This is a genomic window from Zhihengliuella salsuginis, from assembly GCF_014651715.1.
Taxonomy (GTDB): domain Bacteria; phylum Actinomycetota; class Actinomycetes; order Actinomycetales; family Micrococcaceae; genus Zhihengliuella; species Zhihengliuella salsuginis.
In genome coordinates, this window is the sequence record NZ_BMXK01000001.1 from 391,151 (window position 1) to 408,023 (window position 16,873).

Sequence of the window (16,873 nt, forward strand, 5' to 3'; positions counted from 1 at the left end):
GTCACGACGACATGGTCAGCGTAGAGGATATACGCTGAATATATCAAGAGTATTCAGACGTCTATTGTGTAGGCTGGGCGGCAAAAGGGAGTGTGATGACGAAGGCCGACGAAGCGTACGTGCTACTGGCAGAGATGATCGAGACTGGACGGCTCTCGCCGGGAACCTTTCATACCGAGAGCGGACTCGTGGACGAGGTGGGCATCGGCCGCACCCCGTTGCGCGAGGCGGTCCAGCGTCTGGACCGTGACCGCCTGGTGCGGATCCGCCCCGGACGCGGCATCGAGATCCCGACCAACTCGGTCGAAGACCAGTTGCGCCGGCTCGAGGTGCGACGGGCGATGGAGCCGCTCGCGGTGGCGTTGGCCTGTGAGCGCGCAACCGCAGCAGATCTGGCCCGCGTTCAGGTCCTGGCGGAGGAACTGGCCGGAATGGACGAGCTCGAGTCCTACGTCGCCGCCGTCCGGGAGACCCACCGACTGCTTTGCGAGGCCTCGTACAACGAGTACCTGGCTGACGCCATGACCCCGCTGCAGGGGCTGTCCCGCAGGTTCTGGCTGGCGCACATCCTCGATCCCGTTCAGGAGGTCCAGGCGGGCAAGGGCCTGCACCTGGAGCTGCTGCGGGCCATCGTCGACCGCGACGCCGAGGCCGCCCAGCGGGCCTCCATCCGCCTCAACGACTACCTCGTCGATTTCGCGCTCGGCGTCGCCTCCCGCAAGGCGCGGGTGGGCAGTCGCTCGGTGCCCGGGTACTAGGCGTCCGGCGACAGGACTGGTTGCCGGAGGGCGAGGCGGCGCAGAGCCGCCGCAGCCGCCGCGGCGACCACGATCTCCAGGGGGATCAGCGCCAGCATCATCAGTGACGACGACGGGACGCCCGCCGCCGAGCCCGCCACCATCGCGCCGTGGCCGGCGTGCGCCCCGCCGAGGCCGGGCAGCCCCAGCATCAGTGCCGCGTGCGCCAGGGCCATCGCGCTGGAGATCGCGAGCATCGCCGTCAGCTCGGCCCGGCGGGCCCGCGGCGAGCGCGCCCGCCAGAGCCCCAGCGCGCACTTGAGGCATACGGCCGTCATGACCAGCAGTGCCGCCGACAGCCAGAGCCCGTGGGGGCCGGCGTGCGCGGCGAGAACCCACACATGGAGCGCCGCCACGGCCGTGGCGAGTGCCGCCGTCGTCCGCATGATCTCTAGTGGCAGCCGGTCTCGGTGTGGCAGGCGCCCGGGGTGGGGGCCGGCACGTCGAGCACGGGGGAGCGGTCGAAGAAGCCGTCCGGTCGCAGCGTGAACCCGGCGGTGTCGACCGGCATGATCGGCCAGTCCTCCACGCGCGGGTAGTGCGTCAGGCCGAAGGTGTGCCAGAGGACCAGGTCCTTGCCGTCGAGGCTGCGGTCCGCCGCGATCCAGGACGGCAGGCCCGCGCCGCCGGAGTGCTGGTTGACGAAGTCGCCGGTCGGGTAGCGCTCCTCTTCGGCGTACTGGGTGACCCACAAGGCGTTCTGCGTGAACGAGGCGCGCTTGGCCACCGAGGACTCCGGGTCGGCCAGCAGCGTCGGGTGCCCCTCGGGCATCAGCTTGTAGCCGACCGGGGAGCCGAGGCGGTTGGTCGATCCCGGGTTCTGCACGATCCAGGTCCGGCCCGCCTCCATCTTCGTCTGTCGGATGGCCTCGGACTCGCGGGCCAGGACGGTGTGCTTGCGGGTGAAGGCGTTGCCGCGCGGATTGTTCTCACCCATGGGAACGCGCACGGCCTCCTCCTCGACGACGCGCGACGGGCCGTCGTCGAGCGCGAAGTCCAGGCGGGCGCCGAAGAGGTGCTGGTGGAACGGGGCGCCGAGGCCCGGGGCCATCTCGGAGCTGTACGGGTACGGCTCGCCGTCGGCCCCCGCCTCCGGCTGCGCGGACGTGAACACGATGCCGGTGGCCTTGGCCTCGAACTCGATCGTGCCGTCCAAGTAGAGGTACCAGTAGAAGCCGTAGTCGTAGTTGCCGACCGTGGTGAAGAAGCTGATCACCAGGCGGCGGTTGCGGCGCGTGTAGTCGATCCCGCTCCACAGGTCCGAGTGCTTCGCCAGGATCGAGGCGTCCTCCTCGTGCATGCAGATGCCGTTGTGGATGGTGCGCGCGTTGCCGAAGTTGTCGGAGATGACGGGGGAGAAATAGGTGATCTCGCCGAGGCAGTCGCAGCCGAGCTCGAGCGAGTTGGCGCAGGAGCCGATCATGTACTCGCCCGTGTCGAAGTAGTTCTGCCAGTTGCGCACCGGCGACGGGTCGCCGTAGGGGACCACCATCTCCGCGATCGAGGCGCGGTTGAGGATCTTGCGGCGGCGGGTCCCGCCGTCGGGTGCCTTGTCGTCGAAGGCGATGTTGTGCAGGACCAGGCCCTCGCGCATGTCGAACCCGATGTCCAGGCTCCAGTGCTCCCATTCGACGTGGTTGCCGCCGGTGACGTCGAAGGAGGGGCCCTCCGGCTGGGTGATGCTGATGGGCTTCTGCGTGGTCCGCAGCTCGCCCGTCAGCGACGGGTCCGTGTAGTTGCCGTGCTCGGCGGGCACGGGCACGACGTCGAAGTCGAGGATGCGCGTCGCCTTCCGGGCCGCGACGTCGACGTACGCGACGAGCCCGTCGATGGGGTGCGCCCACGCGGAGTCCGTCTCGTGCTCCTGGTAGAACGCCAGCCCGCGCAGCATGCGCGTCCCGCGCTCCTCGGGGTAGTCGTAGAACCCGGCCGACAGGGGCGCGACCCGCACCTTCTCCAGGTCCAGCCCGCGCTTGGCGATCGCCGCCTTCCACTCGTCGTCCTCGGCGAGGACCTCCTCGACGGCGGCGAACTCCTCCTCCATCACCGGCAGCTCGCCGGTCTCGGCGGTGTCGAGCACGACGACGGACTCGACCGCCCGGGTGCCCGGGTTCACCGTCGCGTCGAACGGCGCCTCGCCGGCGACGTCGAGCGCGAAGACGCGGAAGCGCCGGTCGGCGACGGCGTCGCCGGCGGTGCCGCGCGGCGGGTCGAGCAGCCCGAGGTAGGCGATGCGGGAGCTCTCGCGCAGGTGGCCGGCCTCCGTCAGCAGGGTCTTGACGGCCTCGATCTCCTCGGCGGTCGGCAGCGAGTAGGCGGTGGGGTGACTCATGGGGTTCCTCGGTGTTCGTAGCAGGCGGGGTGCGATGTGATGCGACCCACTTTATTTTCTCTTAACGTAGAGAATAAGCTGAACGTGAACCGGACCACAAGGGGTGGGGCCGAGAAATTGCCGGCGGCCCGTCGTCGCCCGTCGCCCGTCCCGCGGCCCGCCGCCCGCCAGTCGATAGGATGGCGTCATGCCGAAGATCGTCGATCACGACGCCCGCCGCGAGCAGATCGCCCGGGCCGCCTGCCGCGTCGTCGCCAGGAGCGGGCTCGAGAGCCTGACGCTGCGGGACGTCGCTGCTGAGATCGGCTTCGCCAACGGCGCGCTCAAGCCGTACTTCCCGACGAAGGCCGCGCTGTCCCAGGCGGCGTTCACGTACGTCTTCGAGCAGACGGGCCGCCGCGTGGAGCGCGAGACGGCCGGGAAACGGGGGGCCGCCGCCCTGCGGGCCTTCGCGCTCGAAGTGCTTCCGCTCGACGCCGCCCGGCTCGACGAGGCGCGCGTGGTCCTGCCGTTCTGGCAGCTCGCGATCCACGACCCCGCGCAGGCCCGCGTCAACGACCGGGCCATGCTGTCCTGGCGCTCGTCGATGCGGACCTGGCTGGCGGAGGGATGCGACGACGGCGACATCCGGCCGGATCTGGACCTGACGGCGGCAGCGGAATCCTTCCTCAATTTCCTGCTCGGCGCCCAGGGCACGGGCGTTCTCGACGCGGAGTACAACGGCCCACGTCAGCTGCAGGCGCAGCTCGAGGTGCAGCTGCGCGGCCTCCGGCCCTGAGGGCGGCTCGCCGCCGGGCGCCGGAGGGGCGGCGACGTGACATTGCCGGCCGGTCGGCCTACATTGGGGCCATCGGCCGGGGTGCGTGAACCACGTCACCCGACGCGCCCGCCGCCTGAGGAAGAGTCATGTATCAAGTCCAGTATGCCGACGACTTCGCCGCCTGGAAGCAGGTCGTCTCCAACTCGTTCGTCCCGCTCGACGCGAAGGCCGTGACGACCGGCCCCTTCTCCGGTCAGGTCGGCGGCGGCACCGTGTACGACGTCGGGCTCATGCGGGTCTCCGCGTCCGCCCACGAGGTCGTCCGCACGGAGAGTCTCATCGCGAAGACGGACGGGGCGTTCTACAAGCTCGGCGTCCAGATGTCCGGGCACGGGCTCCTAGCGCAAGACGGCCGCGAGACGCTGCTGCGCCCGGGCGACCTGGCGATCTACGACACCCAGCGTCCCTACACGCTCGGCTTCGACGAGGACTTCTCGACGCTCGTTCTCATGTTCCCGCAGCACATGCTGGGTCTCTCGCCCGAGGACGTGTCCGAGCTGACGGCGGTGCGCATGGGCGAGGACCAGCGGATCGGGCGGGCGGTCCTGCCCTTCCTGCGCGAGATCGCCGACCTGCTGCCGACCATCGACGGCCCCATCGGCCACCGGCTGGCGATGAACACCGTCGACCTGCTGGCGACGCTGCTCGCGGACGAGATCGGCCGGCGCGGGCCGGCCGACAATCTGGACCGCGCGCGGCAGCTGCGCCGCATCCAGCACTTCATCGACGGGCAGCTCGCGGACTCGACACTCGCGCCCGGGCGCATCGCCGCCGCGCACTTCATGTCGACGCGCAGCCTCCACAAGCTCTTCTCCGACTCGGGGCACACGGTGGCCGGCTGGATCCGCGAGCGCAGGCTCGAGAACTGCCGCCGCGACCTGGGCGACCCGCTGCAGGCCCACGTGCCGGTCGGGGCGATCGGCGCCCGCTGGGGGCTGCCCGACGCCGCGCATTTCAGCCGGGCCTTCCGGGCGGCCTACGGCTGCTCGCCGGCGCAGTACCGCAGGTCCGGCGGCTGATCGGACGCGCCGGGGGTGGGTCGGCGGCGCGTCCGTCCCGGCCGGGTCTGCACGCATCGGCAACTCTCGTTCGCTCTACGGCTAGAGAATAAAAAGTGAAGTGAGTCACCATGGAGGTGTCGGGGGGATCGTCCGCCCGGTGCAAGGAGGCCATCATGGACACCAAGACGAACGGCGCGCTCGGCAGGCGCCGGATCGGCATCCCCGCGCTCGTCTGCATGATCATCGCGGCGTCGGCGCCGCTGACCGTCGTCGGCGGCGGTGTGACCAGCAACTACGCGGTCACGGGCCTGCTCGGGATCCCGCTCTCGTTCGTGGTCCTCGGCGTCGTGCTGCTCGTCTTCGCCGTCGGGTACACGGCCATGAGCCGCCACATCCACAATGCCGGCGCGTTCTACGCGTACATCGCGCAGGGGCTCGGCGCCTGGGCCGGCATCGGCGCCGCCTGGGTCGCTCTGATCGCCTACAACGCCCTCCAGATCGGCATCTACGGGATGTTCGGGTTCGTGCTCTCGTCCTTCGCCGCCGCAAGCCTCGGCGTGGCCATCCCGTGGTGGGCGACCGCCCTCGCCGGCTGGGTCGTCGTCGGCCTGCTCGGCATCAACAAGGTCGACCTGTCGGCCAAGGTGCTCGGCATCATCGTCGCCCTCGAGTTCCTCGTCGTCATCGTGTACGACGTCGTCGCCGTGGGAGCCGCACCGGAGGGCGTCACCTTCGGCTCCCTCGAGCCGGGCTCCCTCTTCGCCGCCGGCGTGGGCGCCGCCCTCGTCTTCAGCATCGCCGCCTTCATGGGCTTCGAGTCGGGCGCGATCTACAACGAGGAGGTCAAGGACCCGAAGAACACGGCCCGCCGCGCCACCCTCATCGCGATCGTGATCATCTCCCTCTTCTACGCGTTCTCCGCCTGGGCCATGGCCGTGGGCGAGGGCGACTCGCAGGTCGTGGCCCGCTCCGTGGAATTCGGCCCGGACCTGATGTTCGTCTTCCTCGAGGGGCGCGTCGCCGGCTGGTTCATCGTCCTCGGCAACCTGCTCTTCATCACCAGCGTGCTCGCCGCGCTCATCGCCTTCCACAACGTGATCGCCCGCTACATCTTCGCGATGGGGCGCGAGGGCGCCCTGCCGCGCGCCCTCGCCGCGACCAACCGCGCGCAGGCGCCCGTGGCCGGCTCGCTCGTCCAGTCGGTGTTCGCCCTGGTGGTGCTCGTGATCTTCGCGATCGCCGGCGCTGGCCACGCGACCGGGGAGCTCTTCCCGGTCCTGACCCTGTTCACGTGGCTGACGAACACCGGCGCGTTCGGGCTCGTGCTGCTCATGCTGCTGACCTCCTTCGCCGTGTTCGGGTTCTTCCGCCGCCGGGAGCACACCGAGAACGCCTGGGTCGCCTCGATCGCCCCGCTGCTGGCCGGCGGCGCCCTGCTGGTCCTCTTCGGCCTGATCATCGCCAACTTCGGCGTGCTGATCGGCCTCGAGGAGGCCGGGGTCCTCGCCTGGCTGCTGCCGGCCGTCGTGATCGTGCCCGGCATCGCCGCCTCCCTCTGGGGCCGGAGCCTGCGCGCCCGCCGGCCCGACGTCTACGCCGGCATCGGCGCGGGGGCGCCCGTCGACTGACCGCGCCGCACGCGTCCAGAGGCAACATCCGGGCGCTCCACGACAAGCAATCCCCGCCGAACTTCGACACGATGAATGCAGTGCACGCCACACCCGACCAAGGAGTTGTCATGACCGCAGAGACCGCAACGTTCGCCACGGCCGCCGACCTGCTGGATGCCGTCCAGCCGGCCACCGGCGGCCGCGAGATCCTCGACCCGGCCACCGGGGCCGTCGTCGGACGCGCCCCGGAGGCCACTGCCGCGGACCTGGAGGCGGCGATCGCCGCCGCGCGCGCCGCCCAGCCGGCGTGGGGCGCCCGCGGCCACGCCGAGCGCAGCGCGGCCATGAATGCCGCCGCGGACGCCATCGAGGCCAACGCCGAGGCGCTCGCCGAGCTGCTCTCCCGCGAGCAGGGCAAGCCGCTCAACGGCCCGAACGCCCGCTTCGAGGTAGGGGCCTGCGTCGCCTGGCTGCGGGCCACCGCGGCCTTCGAACTCGAGCCCGAGGTCCTGTTCGACGACGATTCCGGCCGCGCCGAGCTGCACTACCGCCCCATCGGGGTCGTCGGCGCGGTGGGACCGTGGAACTGGCCCATGATGATCTCCGTCTGGCAGATCGCCCCCGCGCTGCGCATGGGCAACACGATCGTCCTCAAGCCCAGCGAATACACGCCCCTGTCCGTCCTCGCGCTGGCGCACGTCATGAACACGGCGCTCCCGGCGGATCTGCTGCACGTTGTCGCCGGCGGGCGGGAGGTCGGCGCCGCGCTGACGAGCCACGCCGACATCGGCAAGATCATGTTCACCGGCTCCACCGCGACGGGCAAGGCGATCATCGAGTCCTCCGCGGGTACCGTCAAGCGCCTGACCATGGAGCTCGGCGGCAACGACGCCGGCATCGTCCTGCCCGACGTCGACGCGCAGGCGATCGCCGAGGACCTGTTCTGGGGCGCGTTCATCAACACCGGCCAGACCTGCGCGGCGCTCAAGCGCCTCTACGTCCACGAGGACGTGTACGACGACGTCTGCGCGGCGCTCACCGAGGTGGCCCGCAACGTGCCCATGGGCGTGGGCCTCGACGAGAACAACGTGCTGGGCCCGCTGCAGAACAAGAGCCAGTACGACATCGTCGCGGGTCTGGTCCAGAACGCGAAGGACTCCGGCGCCCGCGTGCTGATCGGCGGCGATCCCGACGAATCGGCGCCCGGCTACTTCTACCCGACGACCCTCGTGGCGGACATCGACAACGACAACCCGCTGGTCGCCGAGGAGCAGTTCGGCCCGGCGCTGCCGATCGTCAAGTACTCGGACCTGGACGCCGTGATCGAGCAGGCGAACGGCCTCGACGTCGGGCTCGGCGGTTCCGTGTGGAGCGCCGACCGCGACCGCGCCGTCGAGGTGGCCGCCCGCGTCCAGGCCGGCACGGTCTGGATCAACAAGCACGGGGCCGTGGACCCGCGCATGCCGTTCGGCGGGATGAAGCAGTCCGGCTTCGGTCTCGAGTTCGGCGTCGAGGGCCTGAAGCACCTCGGCGCGCCGCAGGTCATCAACTACTGACGTCAGGCACCGGCCCGCACGGGGCCGATCGGGCGGCCCGCGGCATCCACGCCGCGGGCCGCCTTCGTTTCTGGCGGGACAACTCGCCGCGCGTCGCCCGAATCGAAGGCAACGCGGCCCTGGAACCGCATAGGATGCCGCCATGGCCTTCACCGACGTCCCCCTCGCCCTGCGCTGGTCCGACCAGGACGCCAACGGGCACCTCAACAACGCCCGCATCGTCACCCTCATGGAGGAGTCGCGGGTGCGCTGGATGCGGCGCCTGTCGGGACTGGACACGTTCCGCGGCGGAGGGGGCGCCGTCGTCGCCTCGCTCACCGTCGACTACCTGGCCCAGGGCGAGTACGTGCCCGAGATGGTGGTGCGCGTCGGCGTCGAGCGCATCGGCGCGAAGTCGTTCACGATCCGCCACGTCGGGGTGCAGGGCGGCACGACGGTGTTCGACGGCAGCACCGTCGTCGTGCCACTGGCGGAGGACCGCGTGACCGCGCGTGAACTGACCGCGACGGAGCGCGGGACACTCTCCGAGCACGAGGTGGAACCGCGCGAACGCCGGGGTTAGGCCATCGGCAGCCGGATCTGAAAGAGATGTATTCTTTAGCCATGGAGAAACCCCCGCTGCCGATGCATGCCCGACGCCGCGAGCTGGGCGAGGTCTCACGGCAGAACATCCTGGACGTCGCATCGCGGCTCATGTCGGAGCGGGGCTACGACGGCACGTCGATGTCCGCCCTGAGCCGCGAGACCGGACTGCCGTCCAGCTCGATCTACTGGCACTTCGGCTCCAAGGAGGGCGTGCTGGCGGCCGTCATGGAGCGGGGCGCGGACGACTTCTTCTCCTCCTTCCCGGATCCCGGCGACGAGGACGAGGCGCCCGCCGAGAAGCTGCGCTGCTTCGTCCGCTCGACCGGCGCCTGGCTGTTGGAGGAATCTCGCAACGGCCAGTTCCTGCAGCTGCAGCTGCGCTTCCGGCTGGGCCGCAGCGGCCCCCTCGCCGCGAAATTCTCCGGCATCGCCGACGCCGGGCTGCGCAAGAGCATCGCCTACATGAAGGCGTGGATCGCGTACGCCTACGCGAGCGAGGGTGCGGACGCGGCCGAACGCGTCGCGGAGGAGACCGCCCGGTTCGGCGTCGCCATGATGGACGGGGTCTTCCTGATGGCCTACGGCGACGAGGACGTCGACTCCGAGCGGATGGTCGACGACGCCGCCGAAGCGCTGGTGAGCAGGGTCGAGGCGCGCCTCGCCGCACTGAAGGCGCCCGGCGGGCGGTAGCCGGACGGCCGGCTCCGCGGACGTCGCGTCAGGCGTCGAGCCGCCTGTTCTCGTCGGTGTGGATGTCGACGTGGTCTTCTGCCTCGGCGGGCCAGCAGACGGCCCAGAGCATGGAGGCATCCGTCTTGTCCTCGGAGACCACGCGGCCGTCTGAGTCGAGGATGCGGCAGGAGATCACCCCTTCGTCGCCGCCGTCGGGGGTCACGGTGATGCTCCCGGCATGGTCGTCGGCTCGGACGCTCACCGAGAAGGTCTCGCCCGCCTCGATCTCCTCCGTCCGGTAGGCGTCCCCGTCCAGGCCGGTGTAGAGCTCGACCTCGGCCTGGACCTCGGCGAAGGCTTCGAAGGTGTAGGTCTCCGGCGCGCCCTGCCCGTTCCACCGGTCCGGTGCGCCGAAGTCGTCGTCGAACTCCTCGAACGCGGAGAACGCGGCCGCGAACGCGAGGGTCCACAGCGCGGCGAAGAGCAGGGCCGCGATGCCCGTCGCGAGGCCCGCGATGGCGAGGGCCCTGCTGTGGAGCTTCCGGGCCATCGCGATTCCGGCGACCACGACCGCCGCCAGCGCGACGGGGAACGCCGCGAAGTGGACGAACGGGACGAGGGCCAGGCACACCGCCGCGATGCCCAGGACCAGCGCCGCGATGGTCAGGCCGGCCGCCCTCGGCGGCCCCGGGAGCGGTGCGCCGGGAGGCGGCCACGTCGACCCGCCGGGCACCGGCTGCCCGGGGCCCGGGTACGTGTAGTCAGGATGCGGCTGCTCGGGGCGCGGAGCGGACGGGCCGTAGGGGTTCCGGGGAGCGTGCGGGCTGTTCTGCTCGGGGTCCGGCGTCGTGTCGTTCACGTGCGCCCTCCTGACGGGGTGTCGACGAGTCCTCACATTTTATCCCCCGAGTCGCCGCCGGGCATCCGGTGGGGGCTAGACTTGCCTCGAAAGTATGTTCGGATCCGGGAGGTGGGCTGATGGCTGACTCGACCGACGGCGCGGAGACGTCCGGGGTCGTCCGCCCGCGCCCGGCCACCGGGTTCGCGTCGCCCGCCGGCGACTACTACGACGGCGGCATCGACCTCAACCGGCATCTCATCCCGGACCGGACCAGCACCTTCGTGATGCGCGTGTCCGGCCACTCGATGGCCGGCGCCGGCGCGGCCGACGGGGACGAGCTCATCGTCGAGCGGGCGCGCACGCCGCGCGACGGCAACGTCGTGGTCGCCGTCCTCGACGGCGAGCTGATGGTCCGCCGGCTCCGGCTCGAGGAGGCCGGCCCCGTCCTGCAGACCGAGCCGCTGCCGCCGAACCCGCCGGTCCGCACCCGCATCGACGGCGAGCTGGACGTGTGGGGCGTGGCCACCAGAAGCCTGCACCGGCTGTGAGCATCGGAACCGAGGCGGCGACAGGGCACCGGTTCGCGCTGGTCGACGTCAACAACTTCTACGTCTCGTGCGAGCGCGTGTTCGATCCGCGGCTGGCGGACCGCCCCGTCGTCGTGCTCTCCAACAACGACGGCTGCGTCGTCGCGCGCAGCTCCGAGGCCAAGGAGCTCGGCATCAAGACGGGCACGCCGTGGTTCCAGCTCGCCCCGCAGGCCGAGCGGATGAACCTGGTGGCCCGGTCCAGCAACTACGAGCTCTACGGGGACATGTCCGCGCGGGTGATGGAGGTGATCGGCCGGTTCGGGGCGTGGCAGGAGGTCTACTCGATCGACGAGTCGTTCCTGGGCCTGCCCGCCGCCGACGAGGCAGCGCTCGCCGGGACGGCCCGCGCCGTTCGCGCGGCCGTGCGCCGGCTCGTGGGCGTGCCGGTCTGCGTCGGCGTGGCGCCGTCCAAGACGCTGGCGAAGTTCGCGAACCACATCGCCAAGCGCAACGACCACCTCGCCGGCGTCTGCTCGCTGGGTTCCATGCCGCCCGCGGAGCTCGAGCGCCTCGCCGCGCGTCTGCCGGCCACGGAGCTCTGGGGCGTCGGCGCGCGCACCGGCGACAAGCTCGCGGGGCAGGGGATCCAGACCATCGCCGACCTCGCCGCCGCCGACCCGGCGCGCATCCGCAAGAAGTTCTCGGTGAACCTGCAGCGCACGGTCCTCGAGCTGCGCGGCACCGCCTGCATCCCGCCGATCGACGAGCGCGCCGACGCCCACCAGATCATGTTCTCCCGCTCGTTCTCCACGCCCGTCGACACCGCGGCCGCGATGGCCGACGTCATGACGGTCTACGCCCAGTCGGCCGCCTCGCGCCTGAGCGCCCGCGGGCTGCAGGCCGAGGTCGTCACCGCGTTCGCCGGCACCAGCCGCTTCGCCGCCGGCGAGGCCTCCAACCCGTCCGTCTCCGTCCCGCTGCCGGCGCCCACCGACGACCCCATCGCGATCGTCCGCACCGCCGTCGCCGCGCTCGAGGCGCGCCTGGTGCCGGGCGCGCGGTACGCGCGCGCCGGCGTCGTGCTCTCCGGGCTCACCCGGGCGGGCGCGGCCCGCCAGGGCGAGCTCGACCTGTTCGCGGCCCAGCACGACGACGGCGGCCCGGCGGACGGGCGCGGGGCCGGGCCGGCGGCGAACCTCGGATCGCTGCTGGGCGAGGTGAAGACGCGGTTCGGCAAGGGCGCGATCGGGCTGGGCTCCGGCGGGGTGCAGGCCCCGGCCGAGTGGTCCATGAAGCGGCAGTACTCGTCGCCGAAGTACACGACCGAGTGGAAGGACCTGCCGGTCGTCAGCGCCTGACGGAGCCGGAGGGCGCCGCCTGCCGGTCGACGGGCTCGAGACCAGCAGCCGCCGGCGATGTTCCGCGTTCGCCGAAGGCCAGCACGCCCAAGACGATGAGCGACAGGAGCAGGCCCAGGCTCGAGAGCAGTTCCCAGGCCACCGGGCCGTGCCCCCGGATCTCCCCGGTGAGCAGGATGGTCAGGGCGAACGAGGAGAGCAGGAACGCCGGATACAGGGCCGCGGCGAGCAGGCCGACCCGGAACCGGCGCGCTCCATGGCAGCGGCGGGCCGCGACCCACGCGACCGGGATGATGAGCGCCGCCCACACCCAGTGGTGGAACCACGAGACCGGCGAGATCGCGACCATCACGATCCCGTTGGCCGCGATGGCAGCCACTGTGTCGCCGCGGCCGTCGGCGGCCCGGATGGCGAGGTACCCGACGCCGATCACGGCCAGGCAGGCCAGCGCCCAGGCCGCGCGCTGATCAGCGCCTTCAAGGCCGAGATGCATGGTCAAGCTGTTCAGGGACATGTTGTACATGATCGACGGATCGCCGACGCGCTCGGAGGCGCCGAGCAGGCCCGACCAGAACGTTCGGGATTCCTCGGCGGCGACGGTCCAGCCGAGGGCGGCGGTTCCGGCGAAGCCCGCCCCGGTCGCGAGGATGGCGCGCCAGTCGCGCCGGGCCAGGAAGATCAGGCCGAAGGCCAGGGGCGTGAGCTTGATGCCGGCCGCGATCCCGATGAGGATGCCGCGCGGGATCCGGCCCGCCGGCCGCATCAGGTCGGCGACCACCAGGGCCATGATCATGGCGTTGACCTGGCCGAAGTCCAGGCTGTCCCGCCACGGCGCGGAGAACCCGATGAGCACGGTCGCCAGGACCAGCGCGGCGCCGTGCCCCGCCGCGCCGCGCCCGAGGACGCCGGACCGGGCCAGGTAGTCGACCGCGACCACGGCCGTTCCCAGCAGGCAGAGAATCGACGTCGCCGTGAGCAGCCCGAGCCCCAGGGGAATCGGCAGGTATGCGAAGGGCAGGAAGACGAGTGCCGCGAACGGGGGATACGTGAACGGGAGGCCGCGCGTGCCGACGTCGTGCGGCACCGGGTCGTACAGGGAGCGCTCGCCGTCCGCGGCGAACAGCACGGAGGCGCCCTCGCGGTAGACCGTGAAGTCCAACCCGTGCACGGGGGTGATCATCAACAGCGCCGCGACGGCCGCAGCAAGCCCCACCGCCGTCCACGGGCCGGCTGCCGTTCGAAACCACGCGACCATCCGGCCCATCAAGATCCCCCCTGCTGTACGATCGTCCGCCCAACGACACTATGCGACGTCGGGGGCGATCGACTACTCGGGCTCCTAATTGTCAGGCGACGGGGGCGCAGCCGGAAACAGCGCCGGCCGGGCCCCCGAAGGGACCCGGCCGGCGCTGCTCACGCGGTGCGGACTACTTGAACTCGACCACCTCGGCGCGGTCGCCCGACGCGTTGTGGTGGTGCAGCAGCAGCGCCGAACCGCTGGGCTTCTGCTTGCCGCTGCCCTTCTTGCCGGCGCCCTCGGTGGCCACCTCGGCCTGGAGGGCCGTGCCCGGAAGGTCGGCGAAGAGCAGTCCGTCGCCCTCGCCGGCGAACGAGACGTCCGGGTTCACGGGGTTGTAGCCGATCCACTCGGTGGTGTCGACGGGGATGATGTTCCCGGAGTCGTCCGTGTTGTAGTAGCTGTACGTCGCGACGCGGTAGGAGATCTCCGCGTCGCCCTCGATGCCGAGTGCCGCCAGCGAGACCGGCAGCGTGGCGACGTTCGAGTCGAACAGGTTGGAGTCCGTGTCGCCCATGACCACGTTCACGGCCCAGGCGTCCACGCTCTCGCCCGTGGACACGTCCACGGTCGAGGCGATGTCCAGGTCGACGCCGTCGAACCGGGTCGTGTAGGTCGCGAAGTCGGCGGCGCCGTCGTTGTCGACGTCGATCTGGACCTCGATCTCCGTGCCCCCGGCCAGGTGCGCCCAGTCCTCGTGGGTCGCGATGCCGAAGTTCAGCAGCCCGTCGGCGGCGCCGACGGCGGCGGCATCGGAGTTGGCGCCGACGTAGGCGAGATCCATCTCGGCGACGCCGGCCGCCGTCGTGTCGGCGAGGACGTCCGAGGTGGCGCCGAGCTCGAAGGCCGAGACCAGCGAAGTGATGTTCTGCGCGCCCTCGCCGGCGTCCACGCCGCGCCCGCTGAGCGGGATCGTCGTCTCGCCGTCGCGCACCTTGGCCTTCTTGCCCGCGGCCATGTCGGCCACCGGCTTCGGCGCGGCCTGGACGGGCACGCGCAGGGTCGGGGCCTCGGGGCTCGCCAGCTCGATGCGGCCGGTCGCGTCGGCGATCCACTGCCGCGCCAGACCGGACTGGGCCGAGTCGAGCGTCGGGTCCATGGTCTTCGCGAACTGGGCCGGATCGACGGTCAGCGTGACCTCGAACTCGGCGGTGCCGCCGGCCGGGACCGAGACCTCGTCCGTGCTCAGCGTGTAGGTCGCGCCGGGGATCTCCGACGACGGCGCGTAGGAGACTGCGTAGGTGGCGTCGGCGTCGGACTGGTTCTCGACCGTGACCGACTTCGTGGCCGTGTAGGTCTCCGTGCCCAGCTCGATCACGCCGAAGACCAGGCTGGTCGCCTCGGGGGCCTCGGTGGCGTAGGCGATGGCCGGGGTCTGGAGGGCGGCGTCGCCGAGGACCCGGCCGGAGCCGACCCGGTTGGGGCCGAAGACCTCGCCGTTGCCGGCGATGACGTCCGCCGTTGCGGTGTTCATCAGGCGGGACTTCACCTCGTTGGACGTGAAGTCGCCCGAGCCGTAGACCAGGGCGGCCAGGCCCGCGACGTGCGGGGTCGCCATCGACGTGCCCGACATGACGGCCGCGCCGTCGCCCGCGGCGACGCCGACCGAGCCGATCAGCGTGCCCGGCGCGGCGACGTCCGGCTTCACGATGCCGTCCGATCCGTGCACCCCGCGGGACGAGCTGGGGTTGAGCGTATCGAGTGCGCCGGAGGCGGCCTTGGTGGAGCCGATCAGATCCTGGGACAGCTGGACCTCGAGGGTCCCGGCCTCTGCGTCGGCCCGCAGGGCATCGGAGTGGGTCTTGTTGAGCTGGATGCCCGGGATCGTCGCGTTCCCGGCAATGCCCGAGGAGAAGACCAGCCGCGGGGAGTCGAGGACGACGCCGGCGCCGCCGGCCGCCTCGATGTTGTCGAAGCGGGTGGCCGAGCCGCACGGGAAGGAGCCGTCCTCCTCCCACTGGATCCAGACCCAGCTGCCGCCGAGGTCCGTGCCGTCCGGCCACGCGTCGCAGCCGAACCTGTTGTCGGCCGGGGCCATCGTGACGGTGCCCGTCAGCTGCTCGGCGGAGGCCGCGGAGTAGTCGAAGTTGACCGAGTACTGTCCGGCCGCGCGGCCCGCCGATGCGGCCGGGGCGAGGATCTCGGCGCCGTCGAGGGTGACGGTCGAGCCCACGGAGTTGGCGACCGTCAGCGCGGACGCCGCGTTGCCCGGCGAGCCGCCCACGTTGGTCACGTCGGAGGCGTTGCCGGAGGCGACCACGGAGAGGATGCCGAGCTCGCTGAGCGAGTCGACGATGTCGTTCTCCGGGTCGTCGACGGGGGAGTGGTCGGAGCCGAGCGACATGTTGACCACGTCGGCGCGGTCGGAGAAGTCGCCGTCGCCGTTGGGGTCGAGCACGTAGTCCAGGGCCTGGCCGACGACGGCGGAGGAGCCGGCGCAGCCGAAGACGCGGATGCCGATGACCTCCGCCAGCGGCGCCGAGCCCGGACCGACCTTCATCTCGGCGACCTGCGCCGCGGTCAGCGACGAGTAGTCGCCGTCGAACGTGCTGCCGTCCGCGTTCACGCCGTACGCGGCGGCGGAGCCCGCGACGTGCGAGCCGTGGCCGGCCGTGGCGCAGTCGAGCGGGTTGGGGTCCGGGTTCGGGACCGGCTGGTAGGTGTCGGCGCTCGGGTCGGCGTTGTAGTCGTCGCCGGTGAGGTCCCAGCCGCCGATGAACTTCTCGGCATCGAGCAGGCCGGAGTCGGCCGCGGGCAGCTCGGTGGAGGCCTGGGCGGCGTCGTAGGCCTCGCGCGTGCCGGGACCGCCGAAGCCCGCGTGGGTGTAGTCGACGCCGGTGTCGAGGACGGCGATCTTCACGCCCTCGCCCGTCTGGCCGAGGTCCTGCCAGGCGTTGAGCGCGCGCGTGTCGACGACGGCGCCCGAGTTCGACGGCTTCTTCGGGGAGATGGCGCTGACCTTGACGACGTCGTCGCGGTCGGCGAGCGTGCGGAGCTTCTTCGCATTGCCGCGCAGGGCCACGCCGGGCAGCGTGTTCGTCGTCGTGTAGATGACGTCGGCGGCGGCCTGCGCGGCCGCGGACCGGCCCTTGGCCTCGATGTCCTTGCGGACCTTCTTGACCTTGTCCTTCGCCTTGACGGGCTTGCCGTTGCCCTTGGTCACGGACTCGGGCTGGGTCTGCTCGTAGGCGCCGTCGCCCGCGAACTGCACGTAGACGGAGACCTCTCCGTCGGCCGACGCCAGCGACGGCGAGACCTTCAGGTCCGTGCCCGACAGCGAGGTGCCGCTGAAGGCCTCCGCCAGCGGTTCGGACGACGTCGTCGCCGCCGCCGGCAGCGCCGCGGTCGCGGCGAGGGCCAGACCGGCGGACGTCGCGACGACGGCCCGGGACAGCCGGTATCGATGCGAGTTGCTCATGGGTGCTCCTTGGATTCGGTAGCCGGACGCAGAGTGATGTGCGTCTCACTGAGTCA

Annotated in this window: 14 protein-coding genes; 9 read left to right on the forward strand and 5 right to left on the reverse strand. The window is 71.4% G+C overall.

The annotated features are described in order from the left end of the window. The first annotated feature begins 95 nt into the window (after nucleotides 1-95). Nucleotides 96-758, forward strand: coding sequence for a GntR family transcriptional regulator (locus IE069_RS01860; protein WP_189348385.1), 663 nt, complete (start codon nucleotides 96-98; stop codon nucleotides 756-758). Here the strand turns inward: IE069_RS01860 and IE069_RS01865 are convergent. Together IE069_RS01865 and IE069_RS01870 are read right to left on the reverse strand one after the other, a co-directional pair. Next, entirely contained in the window at nucleotides 755-1,183 is a 429-nt protein-coding gene (locus IE069_RS01865; RefSeq protein WP_189348386.1) for a hypothetical protein, read from the reverse strand. The genes IE069_RS01860 and IE069_RS01865 overlap by 4 nt on opposite strands. Nucleotides 1,184-1,188: 5 nt before the next feature. Next, the gene (locus IE069_RS01870) at nucleotides 1,189-3,129 is read right to left on the reverse strand and encodes a primary-amine oxidase (RefSeq protein ID WP_189348387.1); all 1,941 of its coding nucleotides are present in this window, start codon (nucleotides 3,127-3,129) and stop codon (nucleotides 1,189-1,191) included. Nucleotides 3,130-3,316: 187 nt separating this feature from the next. Between IE069_RS01870 and IE069_RS01875 the strand changes: the two genes are divergently transcribed. The 6 genes from IE069_RS01875 to IE069_RS01900 all read left to right on the forward strand — a co-directional run bounded on the left by IE069_RS01875 (nucleotide 3,317) and on the right by IE069_RS01900 (nucleotide 9,391). Continuing rightward, a complete protein-coding gene (locus IE069_RS01875) occupies nucleotides 3,317-3,907 on the forward strand; it encodes a TetR/AcrR family transcriptional regulator (RefSeq protein ID WP_189348388.1) in 591 nt (196 codons plus the stop codon). Between the two features lie 128 nt (nucleotides 3,908-4,035). Then, nucleotides 4,036-4,968 carry an AraC-like ligand-binding domain-containing protein gene (locus tag IE069_RS01880; RefSeq protein WP_189348389.1) on the forward strand — a complete coding sequence of 311 codons (933 nt, stop codon included), beginning with the start codon at nucleotides 4,036-4,038 and terminating at the stop codon, nucleotides 4,966-4,968. A 155-nt stretch (nucleotides 4,969-5,123) separates the two neighbouring features. Then, the gene (locus IE069_RS01885) at nucleotides 5,124-6,578 is read left to right on the forward strand and encodes an APC family permease (RefSeq protein WP_189348390.1); all 1,455 of its coding nucleotides are present in this window, start codon (nucleotides 5,124-5,126) and stop codon (nucleotides 6,576-6,578) included. 110 nt (nucleotides 6,579-6,688) lie between these two features. After that, nucleotides 6,689-8,116, forward strand: a complete 1,428-nt coding sequence (locus IE069_RS01890; protein ID WP_189348391.1) for an aldehyde dehydrogenase family protein — start codon at nucleotides 6,689-6,691, stop codon at nucleotides 8,114-8,116. 142 nt (nucleotides 8,117-8,258) lie between these two features. Further along, nucleotides 8,259-8,678 (forward strand): acyl-CoA thioesterase, encoded by a 420-nt coding sequence (locus IE069_RS01895; protein ID WP_189348392.1) that lies wholly within the window; start codon nucleotides 8,259-8,261, stop codon nucleotides 8,676-8,678. Between the two features lie 41 nt (nucleotides 8,679-8,719). Further along, complete coding sequence (locus tag IE069_RS01900; protein WP_189348393.1) at nucleotides 8,720-9,391, forward strand: TetR/AcrR family transcriptional regulator; 672 nt, start codon at nucleotides 8,720-8,722, stop codon at nucleotides 9,389-9,391. A 28-nt stretch (nucleotides 9,392-9,419) separates the two neighbouring features. Here the strand turns inward: IE069_RS01900 and IE069_RS01905 are convergent, their stop codons facing one another. Continuing rightward, a complete protein-coding gene (locus IE069_RS01905; RefSeq protein WP_189348394.1) occupies nucleotides 9,420-10,232 on the reverse strand; it encodes a hypothetical protein in 813 nt (270 codons plus the stop codon). A 119-nt stretch (nucleotides 10,233-10,351) separates the two neighbouring features. Here IE069_RS01905 and IE069_RS01910 point away from each other — a divergent pair, with 119 nt between their 5' ends. Together IE069_RS01910 and IE069_RS01915 are read left to right on the forward strand one after the other, a co-directional pair. Next, nucleotides 10,352-10,762 carry a LexA family protein gene (locus IE069_RS01910; RefSeq protein WP_189348395.1) on the forward strand — a complete coding sequence of 137 codons (411 nt, stop codon included), beginning with the start codon at nucleotides 10,352-10,354 and terminating at the stop codon, nucleotides 10,760-10,762. Then, a complete protein-coding gene (locus tag IE069_RS01915; protein ID WP_229790881.1) occupies nucleotides 10,759-12,102 on the forward strand; it encodes a Y-family DNA polymerase in 1,344 nt (447 codons plus the stop codon). Before IE069_RS01910 ends, IE069_RS01915 begins: the two co-directional genes overlap by 4 nt. Here the strand turns inward: IE069_RS01915 and IE069_RS01920 are convergent. Both IE069_RS01920 and IE069_RS01925 read right to left on the reverse strand, forming a co-directional pair. Continuing rightward, complete coding sequence (locus tag IE069_RS01920; protein ID WP_189348396.1) at nucleotides 12,092-13,315, reverse strand: glycosyltransferase 87 family protein; 1,224 nt, start codon at nucleotides 13,313-13,315, stop codon at nucleotides 12,092-12,094. The genes IE069_RS01915 and IE069_RS01920 overlap by 11 nt on opposite strands. Nucleotides 13,316-13,529: 214 nt before the next feature. Next, nucleotides 13,530-16,817 (reverse strand): S8 family serine peptidase, encoded by a 3,288-nt coding sequence (locus tag IE069_RS01925; RefSeq protein WP_189348397.1) that lies wholly within the window; start codon nucleotides 16,815-16,817, stop codon nucleotides 13,530-13,532. Nucleotides 16,818-16,873: the final 56 nt, after the last annotated feature.

Excerpts from the sequence above, each read along its gene's own strand:
- IE069_RS01860 (WP_189348385.1), top strand. The coding sequence starts at position 96 with ATGACGAAGGCCGACGAAGCGTACGTGCTACTGGCAGAGATGATCGAG.
- IE069_RS01865 (WP_189348386.1), bottom strand. The coding sequence starts at position 1,183 with ATGCGGACGACGGCGGCACTCGCCACGGCCGTGGCGGCGCTCCATGTG.
- IE069_RS01870 (WP_189348387.1), bottom strand. The coding sequence starts at position 3,129 with ATGAGTCACCCCACCGCCTACTCGCTGCCGACCGCCGAGGAGATCGAG.
- IE069_RS01875 (WP_189348388.1), top strand. The coding sequence starts at position 3,317 with ATGCCGAAGATCGTCGATCACGACGCCCGCCGCGAGCAGATCGCCCGG.
- IE069_RS01880 (WP_189348389.1), top strand. The coding sequence starts at position 4,036 with ATGTATCAAGTCCAGTATGCCGACGACTTCGCCGCCTGGAAGCAGGTC.
- IE069_RS01885 (WP_189348390.1), top strand. The coding sequence starts at position 5,124 with ATGGACACCAAGACGAACGGCGCGCTCGGCAGGCGCCGGATCGGCATC.
- IE069_RS01890 (WP_189348391.1), top strand. The coding sequence starts at position 6,689 with ATGACCGCAGAGACCGCAACGTTCGCCACGGCCGCCGACCTGCTGGAT.
- IE069_RS01895 (WP_189348392.1), top strand. The coding sequence starts at position 8,259 with ATGGCCTTCACCGACGTCCCCCTCGCCCTGCGCTGGTCCGACCAGGAC.
- IE069_RS01900 (WP_189348393.1), top strand. The coding sequence starts at position 8,720 with ATGGAGAAACCCCCGCTGCCGATGCATGCCCGACGCCGCGAGCTGGGC.
- IE069_RS01910 (WP_189348395.1), top strand. The coding sequence starts at position 10,352 with ATGGCTGACTCGACCGACGGCGCGGAGACGTCCGGGGTCGTCCGCCCG.
- IE069_RS01925 (WP_189348397.1), bottom strand. The coding sequence starts at position 16,817 with ATGAGCAACTCGCATCGATACCGGCTGTCCCGGGCCGTCGTCGCGACG.